Annotated in this window: 12 protein-coding genes; 1 reads left to right on the top strand and 11 read right to left on the bottom strand. The window is 70.5% G+C overall.

The window, feature by feature from the left end; genetic code table 11:
- Positions 1-31: 31 nt before the first annotated feature.
- The 11 genes from AC27LF_RS42855 to AC27LF_RS42805 form a co-directional block, all read right to left on the bottom strand.
- Positions 32-2,506: a glycoside hydrolase family 3 protein gene (locus AC27LF_RS42855; protein ID WP_479664624.1), complete on the bottom strand. Its 2,475-nt coding sequence runs from the start codon at positions 2,504-2,506 to the stop codon at positions 32-34.
- Between the two features lie 80 nt (positions 2,507-2,586).
- A complete protein-coding gene (locus AC27LF_RS42850) occupies positions 2,587-3,444 on the bottom strand; it encodes an ATP-binding cassette domain-containing protein (protein ID WP_479664623.1) in 858 nt (285 codons plus the stop codon).
- Entirely contained in the window at positions 3,441-5,267 is a 1,827-nt protein-coding gene (locus tag AC27LF_RS42845; protein ID WP_479664622.1) for a dipeptide/oligopeptide/nickel ABC transporter permease/ATP-binding protein, read from the bottom strand. The genes AC27LF_RS42850 and AC27LF_RS42845 overlap by 4 nt, the downstream gene beginning before the upstream one ends.
- Positions 5,264-6,205 (bottom strand): ABC transporter permease, encoded by a 942-nt coding sequence (locus AC27LF_RS42840; protein ID WP_479664621.1) that lies wholly within the window; start codon positions 6,203-6,205, stop codon positions 5,264-5,266. Before AC27LF_RS42840 ends, AC27LF_RS42845 begins: the two co-directional genes overlap by 4 nt.
- A gap of 64 nt (positions 6,206-6,269) precedes the next feature.
- Entirely contained in the window at positions 6,270-7,772 is a 1,503-nt protein-coding gene (locus AC27LF_RS42835) for an ABC transporter substrate-binding protein (protein ID WP_479664620.1), read from the bottom strand.
- Between the two features lie 264 nt (positions 7,773-8,036).
- Positions 8,037-8,255, bottom strand: a complete 219-nt coding sequence (locus tag AC27LF_RS42830; protein ID WP_479664619.1) for a tannase/feruloyl esterase family alpha/beta hydrolase — start codon at positions 8,253-8,255, stop codon at positions 8,037-8,039.
- Positions 8,209-8,430 carry a hypothetical protein gene (locus AC27LF_RS42825; RefSeq protein WP_479664618.1) on the bottom strand — a complete coding sequence of 74 codons (222 nt, stop codon included), beginning with the start codon at positions 8,428-8,430 and terminating at the stop codon, positions 8,209-8,211. The genes AC27LF_RS42830 and AC27LF_RS42825 overlap by 47 nt, the downstream gene beginning before the upstream one ends.
- A 594-nt stretch (positions 8,431-9,024) precedes the next feature.
- Complete coding sequence (locus AC27LF_RS42820) at positions 9,025-9,765, bottom strand: SDR family NAD(P)-dependent oxidoreductase (protein WP_479664617.1); 741 nt, start codon at positions 9,763-9,765, stop codon at positions 9,025-9,027.
- Positions 9,766-9,853: 88 nt separating this feature from the next.
- Positions 9,854-10,876, bottom strand: a complete 1,023-nt coding sequence (locus AC27LF_RS42815) for a zinc-dependent alcohol dehydrogenase (RefSeq protein WP_479664616.1) — start codon at positions 10,874-10,876, stop codon at positions 9,854-9,856.
- Between the two features lie 11 nt (positions 10,877-10,887).
- Positions 10,888-11,748, bottom strand: coding sequence for a fumarylacetoacetate hydrolase family protein (locus AC27LF_RS42810; RefSeq protein ID WP_479664615.1), 861 nt, complete (start codon positions 11,746-11,748; stop codon positions 10,888-10,890).
- A gap of 112 nt (positions 11,749-11,860) precedes the next feature.
- A complete protein-coding gene (locus tag AC27LF_RS42805; RefSeq protein ID WP_479664614.1) occupies positions 11,861-12,682 on the bottom strand; it encodes an IclR family transcriptional regulator in 822 nt (273 codons plus the stop codon).
- A gap of 167 nt (positions 12,683-12,849) precedes the next feature.
- Between AC27LF_RS42805 and AC27LF_RS42800 the strand changes: the two genes are divergently transcribed.
- Positions 12,850-13,111: carboxylesterase family protein (locus AC27LF_RS42800; protein WP_479664613.1), on the top strand; the 262-nt coding region annotated here is incomplete at its 3' end.

Raw genomic sequence — 13,111 nt, 5'->3', positions numbered from 1 at the left:
GAGGGTCGGACACGAGCGGGGGCCGGGGAGGTCACGCGCGTTCGGATACCGAGACCGCGGTCTTGAGGGGAAGGTCGACGGCCGAAGTTCCCACGCGCAAGCGGTACTCACCGGGCTCGTAGGCCCATTCACCCGCCCAGTGGGCCAGGTGGCGGGTCGGGACGGTGACCTCCACCTCCGCCGTCCGCCCGGCGGCCACGTACACCGGCGCCGAGCCGACCAGCCAGCGAACAGGCCGTTCGACGGCGCTGTCCGGCCGCTCCGCGTAGACCTGCACGACCTGCTTGCCGTCGCGCTCGCCGCGATTGACCACCTGGACGCGGACGGTCACGTCGTCGCCGGGGGCCGCGACCGCGGGCGAGGACACCTCGGTGACATCGATGGTGGTGTAGCCGCGCCCGCTGCCGAACCAGTACGCCGGGGCGGTCTCCGACCGGAGCCAGGCGCGGTAGCCGATGTGGATGCCCTCGCCGTACTCCACGGCACCGTCGTGCGGTGTGCAGGAGAGCACGGGCACGTCGGCCTGCTCGGCGGGCCAGGTGGTGGTGAGCCGGCCGCCGGGCTCGACGGTCCCGAGCAGCACGTCGGCAAGGGCGTTGCCGAACTCCTGCCCGCCGAACCAGCCGACGAGGAGGGCGGCGACGCGGTCGCGCCAGGGGAGCAGGACCGGGGCACCGGCGTTGACGAGCACCACGGTGCGCGGGTTGGCGGCGGTCACCGCCCGGACCAGGTCGTCCTGGCGGCCCGGCAGGGCGAGCGAGGTGCGGTCGTGGCCCTCCGACTCGACGAGCGGGGTGGTGCCGACGACGACGAGCGCGACGTCCGCCTCCGCCGCGGCGCGCGCGGCCTCGGCGATGAGCGCATCCTCGTCGACATCGGCGGGCTCGGTGCCCAGGCCCACCGACATCGCCTGCGCGGCAAGGCCCCGGCGGCCGACAAGGTCGTACACCAGCCGCAGGTCGACCGGTGTCCCCGCGGTCAGCTCGAACTCCGCGGACGTGGACGGCGCGGCGAGCAGCCCCACCCCGGGATCGCTGCCTGCGTCGACCACGGCCTCGACGAGGAGTTCTCCGCCGACGTACAGGCGTCCGGCACCGGCGAGCGCGAAGCCGAGTCGTACGGTGCCGGACTCGACCGGGGTGTACAGGGTGCGGAGTTCGAAGGCCGCGGACTTTCCGATCGGCGCCTCGCCGCCCAGATACACGAGCTGGCTGGAGCGCCGGTCCTCGGCGAACAGTTCCTCGCCGTCCTCGGCCAGGAAACGGGCGCGCAGGCCGGGGGAGCCGGTCACCGGGTTGGTCATCCGGGCCGGCGGCAGTTCGACGACGCCGCCCCGCGTGGCCGTGCCCGGCGCATACGTGACCTCGGTGCCGGGCAGAGCGGTGCGCACTCCCTCCAGCGGGGAGACGGTGTACGCGGGCATCACGGTCGCTGAGCCGCCGCCCTGGGTGCGCGCGGCGGCCGCGTTCTCGCCGATCACCGCCACAGTGCGCAGCGTCCCGCCGTCCCACGGCAACTCGCCGCGGTTCTCCAGCAGTACGGTGCCTTCCGCGGCGGCGTGGCGGGCCAGGGCGATGCCGTCCTCGACCCAGACCGGGTCGGCCGGAGCCGCGCCGTCCAGTGCTCCCACACGTCTGGCGAGGCGCAGGAGACGCAGGACCTTGCGGTCGAGGACCTTCTCGTCGATCTCCCCGCGGCGGACCGCCTCGGCGAGGGCGGCGCCCCACGGACCCTCCGGTCCGGGCATGGCCAGATCCTGTTCGGCCTTCGCGGACCGCAGACTGCGTACCGCGGTCCAGTCGCTGACGACGACACCGTCGAAGCCCCACTCGTCCTTCAGCGGAGTGTGCAGCAGCCGGTTCTCGGTCGCGGCGGCCCCGTTGACCGCGTTGTAGGCGCTCATCACCAGCCAGGGGCGTGCTGCGGTCACCGGCTTCTCGAAGGCCAGCAGGTACAGCTCACGCAAGGTGCGCTCGTCGATGCGGACGTCGACGGTGAAGCGGTCGGTCTCGAAGTCGTTGGCGATGTAGTGCTTTGGTGTGGCGCCGACTCCGTTGTCCTGTACCCCGGTCACGTAGGCGGTGGCGAGTTCGGCCGTCAGGACGGGGTCCTCGCTGAAGCACTCGAAGTGCCGCCCGCCGAGCGGGGAGCGGTGCAGGTTGATCGTAGGACCGAGGACGGCGTCGACACCCTTGCGCCGGGCCTCGACCGCCGCGGCGGCGCCGTACCGCCGGGCCAGGTCCGGATCCCACGAGGCGGCGAGGGCGGTGGCCGAGGGCAGGTTCAGCGACGGGTCGCGCTCGTCCCACACCTCGCCGCGGACACCTGACGGGCCGTCGGAGAAGAGCATGCGACGCAGCCCGATCTTCTCGATGGGCCACGTGGTCCAGAGGTCCCGGCCGGTGACAAGGAGCACCTTCTCGTCGAGCGTGAGCGCCGCGAGCTTGTCGAGCAGCGGAGCGTCGCTGTGGCGGTCGTCGGCAGGGGCTTCGGGACGAGGGGGCATCGGCGATCCGTTCTGAGAGGAAATCTGAGAGGAAAACTGAGGGGAAAAGACGCGGCGAGAGGAGGGGAGCGGGCCGGCGGTCATGCGCCGGCGCCGGTCTGACCGCCCCGCCCGAGCAGGTCCTGCCGCTCGCTCCGGCGCTGCTCCTGAAGCAGCGGGTCCGGCACCGGGGCGGCCAGGAAGAGGCGCTGGGTGTAGGGGTGTTCGGGCCTGCTGGTGACCTGGTCGCCGTCGCCCCACTCGACGATCTCACCGCGGTACATGACCGCGACACGGTGGGAGAGATGGCGTACGACGGCGAGGTCGTGGGAGACGAACAGGTAGGCGACCGAGGTCGTGTCCTGGATCTCCTTCAGCAGGGCCAGGACGTGCGCCTGGGTGGAGAGGTCGAGCGCGGAGACCGGCTCGTCGCAGACGATCAGCCGGGGTTCGAGCGCGAGGGACCGGGCGATCGCGATGCGCTGGCGCTGGCCGCCGGAGAACTCGCGCGGCAGCCGGTCACCGGCGTCGGCCGGCAGGTGCACCATGTCGAGCAACTCCCGTACTCGCTGGGCGGCTTGGCCCTTGGGCACCCTCCGTACGGTGAGCGGCTCGGTGAGGATCTGACCGATCGTCATCGCCGGGTTCAGCGACGAGTACGGGTCCTGGAAGACGACCTGGATGTCGCTGGACAGCGCACGCCGGTCCTTGCGGGGCAGGTGGCTGATGTCGCGGCCCCGGTAGCGGATCGCGCCGCCGGTTACCGGGGCGAGACCCAGGACGGCCCGGCCGAGGGTGGTCTTGCCGGAGCCGGATTCGCCGACGAGCCCGACGCATTCACCGGGGAGGATGTCGAGGCTGACGCCGTGCAGGGCGCGGAACGGCTTCCTGCCGAGGCCGAGGCCGCGGGACGGGTACTCGACCACCACGTTCTCGATGTCGAGCAGGCGATCGGTCATGACGACGCTCCGTCGGGGACAGTCGGTGCGGCCAGTGGTCCGCGGGGCGCGCTGTCCTCAAGGATCGCGTCGAACAGCGCGCGGGTGTAGTCGTGCCGGGGATCGGCGAAGACCTGCCGTGACGGGCCCGTCTCGACGATCCGGCCGTCCCGCATGACCGACACGCGGTCGCAGAGGTCGGCGACGACGCCGAAGTTGTGGGTGACCAGGAGCAGCCCCATGTGGAACTCGCTCTGCAGATCACGCAGCAGGTCGAGCACCTCCGCCTGCACGGTCACGTCGAGCGCCGTGGTCGGCTCGTCGGCGATGAGCAGATCGGGGCGGCACGACACGGCGCCGGCGATGAGTACGCGTTGGGCCATGCCCCCGGATATCTCGTGGGGGTAGGCCGCCCAGGTGCGTTCCGGATCGGGGATCCCGACCCGCGCGAGCAGGGCCAGCGCCTTCTCCCTGGCCTCCGCCCGGCTCGTCTTCAGGGCGACCCGCATCGGTTCGGCGAGCTGATGGCCGATGGTGAAGGAAGGGTCGAGGCTGCTCATCGGCTCCTGCGGGACGTACGCGATCGTGCGGCCGCGCAGCCGCGTCATGTCCTTCTCCGAGAGGTGCGCCAGGTCGCTGCCCTGGAAGGAGATGGTGCCTGCGACGATCCGGCCGCCCGGGGGGAGCAGCCGCAGGATCGAGAAAGCGGTCTGGGTCTTGCCCGAACCGGACTCACCGACCAGGCCGTGCACCTCGCCGCGGCGGATGGTCAGCGACACTCCCTCAACGACGGGTTTGACCGAGCCGTCGGGGCGGTCGTAGCCGACGCAGAGGCCGTCGATGGTCAGCAGCTCCGCGCCTGCGTCGGGCTCCGTCTCCTCGTGGACGATCGCCGCCACGGAGGTGGCCGTGAAGGTCGCCGTCGCCTGCCGGGTACGGCGCTTGGCCGGGCGGCTGCCGGTGCGCTCCAGCTCGTCGCGGAGCGCGTTGCCGAGCAGCCCCAACGCGATACAGGTCAGGCCGAGCGCGAGGCTGGGCCAGAGCAACTGCATGGGCGCCGAGTAGATGTTGGCGAACGCGTCCTGGAGCATGCCGCCCCATGTGGCCTGGCTCGGGTCTCCCAGGCCGAGGAAGTCGAGTCCGGCCTGGATGGCGATGGCGATGCCCGCGATGCCGGCGGCCAGGATGATCGCCGGGGCGCGGACCACGGTGAGGATGTGCCGGGCGATGATCCGCCGGTCGGTCAGCCCGGAGACCCGGGCGGCATCGACGTACAGCTCCTGCCGCACCGTGGAGACGGCGGTGTGGACCACCCGGTAGAAGGCGGGGAACAGCAGCACGCCGAAGATGGTCATCGCCGTGAGCAGCGAGGGACCGAGCACGGAACGCGCGGCCAGCAGCACGACGATGCCGGGCAGAGCCATCAGCAGGCTCGCGGCCCACGAGGTGACGGTCTGGAACCACCTGCCGTAGTAGCCGGAGACGAGGCCGGCCGTGACGCCGATCGCCGCGGCGACGACGACGGCCACCAGCGCTCCGACCAGGGTGAGACGTGACGCGTAGAGCAACCGCGAGAAGACGTCGTGACCGGAGCCGTCGGCTCCCAGCCAGTGGTCGCCGCCGGGCGTGGCGAGGATGTCGTTCGCCGAAGCGGTGTTCGGGTCGTGCGTGGCCAGTACGGGGGCGAGCAGGGCCGCGAGCACCACGAGGACCAGGAAGACCAGTGAGGCGACCCCGGTCGGGTTCTGCAGCAGTCGGCGGAGCAAGGAGACGCGCGCGGTTCCTTGCAGCGAACGCGACGCAGCGGCTGCCGTGGCGTCTTGAGGGGAGAGCTGTGTGGTCATGGGCGGCGCACCTTCGGGTTCAGCCAACCAAGGAGCAGGTCGACCAGGAGGTTCAGGACGACGACGATGGCGCTGATGACGATCACCAGGCCCATCACGACCGGGACGTCGCCGTGGCCGGTGGCGGTGACGGCGACCTCGCCGAGGCCGGGGATGGCGAAGATCTGCTCGACGATCACCGTGCCGCCGATGAGCCCGACGAACTGGAGCCCGAGCACGGCCAGCGCCGGTCCGGCGGCGTTGCGCAGCACATGCGCGTAGACCACCCGTGATTCCGGCAGACCGCGGCTGCGCAGGACGCGGACCCAGTCCTGACGCTGGGCGTCGAGGAGCGAGCCGCGGAGCTGCTGGGCGACGCCCGCGACGCTGCCGAACGACAGGGCGGTCGCGGGCAGGAGGATCGACGCGAGCCAGCCTGTGGGGGAGTCCGAGAACTGTGTGTAGCCTGTGGGCGCGACCAGGCCGAACTTGATGGCGAAGACGAGCACCAGCCCGATCGCCACCAGGAATCCCGGGACGGCGAAGCCCAGCACGGACACGAACTGCACGAGCCGGTCGGCCCAGCCGCCGCGACGAGCCGCCAGCACACCGAGGGGCACGGAGACCACGGCGGTGATCAGTGTGGCTCCGGCGATCAGGGAGAGTGTGACCGGCAGCCGGCTGGTCATCACCTGGGTGACCGGCAGGTTGTCGAACCACGAAGCGCCGTAGTCGCCGTCCACGGCGCCCGAGAGCCAGTGCCCGAACTGGGCCAGGATCGATTGGTCGAGGCCGAGCTCGTGCTGCTTGGCCCGGACGGCGTCCGCGGTGGCCTGCGGGCCGAGGATCCGTCGGGCGACGTCGCCGCCCGCGGCGTACAGGAGGAAGAAGGTGATGACGGAGACGGTCACGATCAGGACGACGCCTGAGGCCAGCCGCCGTAGCACGAAGCGGAGCATCGAAGTCCCTTGCGGAGGGGAGGTGAGCTGCCGTCATACGGTCCGGCGGCCCACCCGCGACGGTTCAGGCCCTGGGCTTGTAGTGGTAGAGATAGGGGACGACGTTGTCGCTCTGGAGCGTGACGTCGATGTTCTTGCCGACGGCGTACATCGTGTCCACGCGGTAGAACGGGGCGAACCATGCCTGGTCGACGACGTACCGGTTGAGATCCTTCGCGGCCGCGTCGGCCTCGGCGGTGGGTGCGCTCCGGATGGTCGCGAGCAGCTTGTCGATCTTCGGGTCCTGTACGCGGAACGGGTTGAACGCCGCGGCCGGGGCGATCTGCACGTTGGCGGTCTGCCAGGCGGTCGGGTCCTGGTTGAGGGACATCTTGCTCGCCGCGAACTTCGACGCCACGAGATCGGCGATGAGGTTGTTCACCGGCTCGGACACGTAGTCGACGGTGATGCCCACCGCCCCCAGATACTGCTTGATCAGGTCGAACTGCGAGGAGTTGCCGAGTCCTTGGACCAGCGGCATCTTCAGGGTGAAGCCCTTGGGGTAGCCGGCCGCGGCGAGCAACTGCTTGGCCTTGGCAGGGTCGTACGGGTATGCGTCGTCGAGCTCCGCGACGTAGCCCGGGTTGTTCTCGGGGAAGACCTGGCCGGTGATCGTTCCGTAGCCGTGGGCGGTCTTGAGGATGGCGGCGCGGTCGATGGCCTGGTTGATCGCCCGGCGCACACCCACCTTGCCGAGGGCGGGGTTGAGCTTGCCGTCCCGGTCGAGCAGGAGCAGGCCCGTCCAGTCGTGCTGCTTCACCTGCACGCCGTAGCCGGCCGCCTTGACCTGCTTGATGTGGTCGGCGTCGACCTGAGCGCCGTCGATCTGACGGCCCTGGAGGGCGTTGACCGCGGCCTGGATCGCGTAGACGTTGATGACCACCTTGCCGAAGTGCTGCTGGTCCTTCGCCCAGTACTTCGGGTTCTTGGTGAAGACGTACTTCGAGCCGGCGACGGTCGCGGCCTTGTCCAGGACGTAGGGGCCGGTGCCGACCGGGTTCGTCTTCTCGTCGGAGGCGCCGAAGTGCTTCGGGCTCTCCATGAGGCCCGCGCTCTGGGCGAGGTAGTGCAGCAGCGCCGGATCGGGCTGCGAGAGGGAGATCCGCAAAGTCGTGGCGTCGACGGCCTCGGCGTTCTTGATGCTGTCCAGGTAGGGCTTGTTGGACGTCTTGTCGTCGCGCAGACGCAGCACGTTCTCGGCGGCGGCCGTGGCGTCGAACTTGGTGCCGTCGGTGAAGGCCACGTCGTCGCGGAGCTTCACGGTCAGGACGGTCTTGCCGGTGTTGTACGACCAACTGGTGGCCAGCCAGGGCACGATCTTCGCGTCCGGCGTCTCACGCAGCAAGGTGTCGTACGCCGCTTGCAGGTACGGGGACTCGTTCCCCCAGCCCGCGGCGTTCGCGGCGAAGGTCGAAGGCGCGAGGATCGCTCCGAGCGTCAGCGAGCCGCTGCCGCCGCTGCTGCCGGAGTTGCCGCCGCCCCCGCATGCGGTCAGCGCCAGTGCCGTCGCGGCTGCGGCCGCGGTCACGGAAAGCCTCTTCTTGCTGAGCAACGCTGCTTCCTCTCGGCGTGTCCGGGAAACGGACGTATGGCCGGCACCCGTGATTCGGGGTGGGATGCCGCATAACGTAAACCCGAAATCCGACCGAGCGCTAGGTCGGTGTTCGCAGCTGTTCCATTTCGTGACCGGGTACGGAGAATGCGGGCATGGCTTTGTCCCTGTTCGGCCCTTCCGAACAGGGAATTCAAGAGAAGGAGATCAGCCGCCGAAAGGCTGCTCTCCGGTGCATCTTCAGTGATGTCCTCGGCCGGTACAGGTGAAGTTCTGGGCCATGTTCACATCGCCGTGCCCCTTGTACCGGGGCCACAACGGGTAGGCGCAGAGCGGCCTGGCGCGGCCCGCCATGGCGGGATCGGCGTCCGTGGCCACCGCTCCGCTCGGCGGAGTCTGCCGGTCCGTCCACTCACGTGGCGTCGTAGAGCTGGGAGAGATACGTGACGCGTGACGCATAGCGCCGGTAGTCGAAGTTCTCCAGGGAGCCACCGGCGTCCTGTTCGATGAAGTAGCGGATCACCGCATCGGCGAACCAGTAATGCTGGGCCGATTTCCCGGAGTCCGTGTTGTCGAACCAGACGCCACCGAGATCGGCACCCCGCGGAGCGGGATACGGGCCCATTCGGGTCACGCCGTTGGCGAGCGGAAAGGCGAACTCGTAAGGGCAGGCTGTCGAGGGAGCCGCCTGGGCGGGAGTACGCCTGCTGCCACACGACGCCCGTCGCGGCGTCGCGGGTGCGCTGAACGCTCCGGCCGGCGTGGTTGGCGAGAGCCTCCTTGTTCAAGGCGAACGAGCCCGTGGGACCGGCGCCCACGGCGACGCCGCCGAACCCGCTGACGACGGTGCCGTTGACGCCCGAGCCCCCGAGCTGCACCGGCTTCCGGTTCCATGAAGTCGGCAGGTTCAGCTGGAAGATGGCCGAAGGATCCAGGTGCAGCCCCGCGGTTGACGCGCACCGGGTCGCGGCGTCGGTCACTGTCGTCCGTGGTCCGTCGGCGGGTGAGGCGACAGCGGGTGAGGTGCTGTGGACCAGTCCGAGACCCGGCGCGGCCGGCAACGCGACGGCAGACACGAGGCTGCGTCTGTTCATGTGCCCTCCAGGGGGCGCGCTCGGTTCGTGAACACGTTCTCTGCAACCGTGCTCCAACTCTATATCTAACGAACGATATACAGGAGCGGGCGGCGAGGTTCAAGAGGACGGACACGAACCGAGTGCCCGCCCGGTCACACGCGCAGGTTGGTCATGCCTCCGTCGACCCTGAGGACCGTCCCGGTGGTGGATCCCGCGAGCGGCGAGGCGAGCGAGGCGACGGCGTGCGCCACCTCCTCCGCGCTCACCAGCCGCCCCAGGGGCTGCCGTGCCCGTAGGGACCGGGCCGCCGCCTCCGGGTCGTCGGCGCCGTCGAGCAGGCGGGCGACCCAGGGGGTGTCGGCGGTGCCGGGGGCCACGGCGTTGACACGTATGCCGTCCGCCGCGTGGTCGGCGGCCATGGCGAGCGTCAGCGCGTGGACCGCTCCCTTGCTGGCGCTGTACAGGGCCCTTTGGCGTACGCCGATGTAGGCGACGGCCGAGCAGAGGTTCACCACCGCCGCGTGCGAGGAGCGCCGCAGATGCGGGAGCGCGGCTCGGGTGATCCGGGCGATGCCGGTGACGTTCACGTCGAGGACGCGGGCCCACTGCGCGTCGTCGTTGGCGTCGACGGCGCCGACCGCGCCGATGCCGGCGTTGTTGACCAGGATGTCGATCCCGCCGAAGCGCGTGGCGATCTGAGCGACGGCCGTCTCGACCGCGGTCCGGTCGGTGATGTCGCAGCGCAGCGCCGTGACGCCGGCGGGCGCACCCTCCCTCTGCACATCGAGGACCGCGACCTGGGCGCCCCTGTCTCTCAGGAGGGCGGCGGTGGCGGCCCCGATTCCGCTGCACCCGCCGGTCACGAGTGCGGTCAGGCCGTCGAATTCAGTCAAAGCAACCTCCTGGGACAGGTCAGGACATGGCAGGGCCGGGCGGACGTGGATGAATACCTGCCGGTTTCTGCAGGTGAGTTGATGCGGTTCAGGTCGCGGATCGACGCGGATCGACGTGGATCTTCGGCCCGGGTCCCGCGTCCGCCGGGCGTCGGCCGGCCAGTACGGCGCCCACCTCGTCGAGGCCGACGGTGGCGGCGACCAGCGGGCTCGGGTCGACGGTCCGCTCGGCGTAGGCCTGGATGGTGGCGTCCAGGCCGGGGGAGGCGGAGAGGACGCCGACCGCGGTGACGTCCTTCAGCGCCAGGGTGCGGGTGTCGATCCGGCTCGGCTCTCCCGCGAGGCCGATGCAGACGACCCGGCCGCCGGGCTCGACGAGGTCGAGCGCGGCAGCGGGCAGATGCGCGGCGTTCGTCGCGTCCACGACCGCGTCGAACGGCAGGTCGGGCAGGTCGTGTTCCTGCCACACGTGCGCGAACCCGAGAAAGCGGGCGAAGGCGAGTGAGTCGGGGGACTGTCCCATCAGGTGTACTTCGGCGCCGGTGGTACGCAGGAACATCGCGGCCAGCAGGCCGATCGTCCCCGGCCCGAGCACCAGCGCCCGGTCCTCGGGGCCGACGCCGGCGGCCTGTGCGGCGCGCAGGGCGTTGCCTCCGGGTTCCACCAGGGCGCCGAGGGCGGAGTCGACGTTCTCGGGCAGGGCGTGCAGTGAGGATGCCGGGACCGCGAGGCGTTCGGCCAGGGCGCCGGGGCGGTCCCCGCGGACGCCCACCTCCTGGCGCTTCTCGCACACATGCTGGTTGCCTTTGCGGCAGCGTCGGCAGGTTCCGTCGCCGAGCATGGTGTCGCCCATGACGCGCCGTCCGGCCCAGGAAGGGTCCGCTCCGGGGCCGACCGCGGTGACCCGCCCCGACCACTCGTGGCCCGGGCGCAGGGGATAGGCGGCGTGGCCCGAGTGCAGGTAGGCCATCTCGCCGGTGAAGAACTCGACGTCGGTACCGCAGACGCCGACCCGTTCGACGTCGACCACCACCTCGCCGGGGCCCGCCACGGGCGAGGGCACCTCTTGAACCTCGTACGTACCGGGACCTGTGAGAACGAACGCGCGCATGGACGTGTTGCTCACCGCGGGCCGAGCACGCTCTGCCGCTGGCTGCCCAGCTGCTGGATGCCCAACTCCATGACGTCGCCCGGCTGCAGCCAGATCGGCGGGTTGAAGCCCATGCCGACGCCGGGCGGAGTGCCCGTGTTGATCAGATCGCCCGGTTCGAGGACGAGGAACTGGCTGAGGTAGTGCACGATGACATACGGATCGAAGATCATCGTCTTCGTGCTGCCGTCCTGGCGGCGCACGCCGTTGATGTCCAGCCACATGTCCAGGGCCAGGACGTCGTCGATCTCGTCGGGGGTGGCCAGCCACGGCCCCGCGGGGTTGAAGGTCTCCGCCGACTTGCCCTTCGCCCACTGCCCGCCGCGTTCCAGTTGGAAGGCTCGCTCGCTGACGTCGTTGACGACCAGGTATCCGGCGATGGCGTCACGGGCCTCGTCGAGCGAGTCCAGATAGCTGGTCCGCTTGCCGATGACGATGCCCAACTCCACTTCCCAGTCGGGCTTGGTGGAGCCGCGCGGGATGCGGACGTCGTCGTTCGGGCCGACGAGCGTGTTGGGCGACTTCGTGAACAGGATCGGCTCGTCGGGCACGGCCATGCCGCTCTCGGCCGCGTGGTCACGGTAGTTGAGGCCGATGCACAGGATCTGGTGCGGGCGGGCGATCGGCGCGCCGATGCGTTCCCCGGCGAAGCGGGAGACCTGTCCGGCGGCGGCGCGCGCGGCCACGACGGGACGCACACGCTCGATGCCGCCGGAGCCGAAGAAGACTTCGTCGAAGTCGGTGACCACATCGGACAGATCGACGTAACGGTCGTCGTCGATCCGGGCGACGGGCTTCTCGGCGCCGGGAGCGCCTATACGCATGAGGTACACGGGACGGTCCTTCAGTGTGGTGGCGGCAGGGGTGTGGCGGTGGCAGGGGTGTGGCGGTGGCAGGGCAGGCGGGGCAGAGCGTGCGGTCGGCCGATGCCCAGTCGGCCGCCCGTCACAGATGAGCGGTTCCGAGTACGCCGAGCAGGTCTCTGATCTCCTCGACGGCGTCCGTCAGGGTGCTCAGCGGGGTGCGGTAGGCCAGGGCGCTGACACTGATCGCGCCCGTGGGTACGTCGGGTGCGCCCGTGTAGACGGGCAGCGCAATGCAGTTGACCCCGGTCTCGTTCTCCTGGTCGTCGACGGAGTACCCGCGTTCACGGGCGAGCGCGAATTCCTCGTGCAGACCCTCGGGCGTGCACCGGGTCCGGTCCGTACGGCGCGGGAGTGTGTCCCCGCCGATCCAGTACCGGACCGCCTGCAGGGTGGGCAGACGGTGCGCGAGCAGGAGCTTTCCGACAGCGGTGCAGTGCGCGGGGTTCCGCCCGCCCACGGTGGACGTGAGCCGTACCGCGCCGGTGGGCGGGTCCACCTTGGCCCGGTAGACCACCTCGCGGCCGTCGAGCACGGCGTAGTGTGCGGTCTCGCCGAACCGGGCTGCCAGCGTGTCGAGCAGCGGGCTGATGCGCACGTGGTCCGGCCGGGCCTCGTGGTGGGCGAACGCCATGCGGAGGAACTCGTCGCCGAGTACGTAGCGGCCGCGGCCGTCCTGCTCGGCGAGCCCGGCACGCCGCAGTGAGCCGAGGGCGCGGTGCACCGTCGGCTTGGGCGCGTTGATCGCCCGTGTCATCTCCTCCAGTCCCACTCCGTCGGGGTGGCGCGCGAGTTCCTTGAGTACGGCAAGGACTCGGTCGGAGCCCACCAAGCGGTTGGCGTGCCTCTCGTCCGCGGAGCCCGCGGTGTCTGCGGGTCCGTCGTACATCTGCGTCTGCTCCATGGTGTTCCAGACTGTAGACCGGTCTGCCGACTAATGGAAATAGCTGCGGCGTATGCGCGAACTCCTTGACAGCTGTGCCGCCCGGTGTCAGCGTGACCTGCCACCGTGCACCGACCGAGCGCTTGGTCGGGTGGAAGTCGCCCGCACCGGCGGCGCCCTGGTCCGGTATGCGCGCGGCGACCGCACCCGGTGACGTCTGCGCGCAGTCGGCCGGTCTGCCCGACGGCACGACTGTGGGCAGCGAGGACTGCCTCTACCTGAACGTGACGACGCCGCGCACCCTGTCGAAGAAGCTGCCGGTGATGGTGTACATCCCGGGCGGGGCCTTCGTCTCCGGCGCCGGCTCCTGGTACGACCCGAGGCCGCTCGTCGATCGCGGCGACGTCATCGTGGTCACCCTGAACTACCGGCTGGGCGTATTCGGCTTCC

This window comes from Streptomyces diversicolor, assembly GCF_057537855.1.
This window is presented reverse-complemented; position numbering and strand designations above follow the sequence as displayed.

Bases quoted from the DNA above. Each gene is read 5' to 3' on its own strand.
- AC27LF_RS42840 (WP_479664621.1), bottom strand. From the start codon at position 6,205: ATGCTCCGCTTCGTGCTACGGCGGCTGGCCTCAGGCGTCGTCCTGATC.
- AC27LF_RS42855 (WP_479664624.1), bottom strand. From the start codon at position 2,506: ATGCCCCCTCGTCCCGAAGCCCCTGCCGACGACCGCCACAGCGACGCT.
- AC27LF_RS42850 (WP_479664623.1), bottom strand. From the start codon at position 3,444: ATGACCGATCGCCTGCTCGACATCGAGAACGTGGTGGTCGAGTACCCG.
- AC27LF_RS42805 (WP_479664614.1), bottom strand. From the start codon at position 12,682: ATGGAGCAGACGCAGATGTACGACGGACCCGCAGACACCGCGGGCTCC.
- AC27LF_RS42830 (WP_479664619.1), bottom strand. From the start codon at position 8,255: ATGCGTCACGCGTCACGTATCTCTCCCAGCTCTACGACGCCACGTGAG.
- AC27LF_RS42815 (WP_479664616.1), bottom strand. From the start codon at position 10,876: ATGCGCGCGTTCGTTCTCACAGGTCCCGGTACGTACGAGGTTCAAGAG.
- AC27LF_RS42845 (WP_479664622.1), bottom strand. From the start codon at position 5,267: ATGACCACACAGCTCTCCCCTCAAGACGCCACGGCAGCCGCTGCGTCG.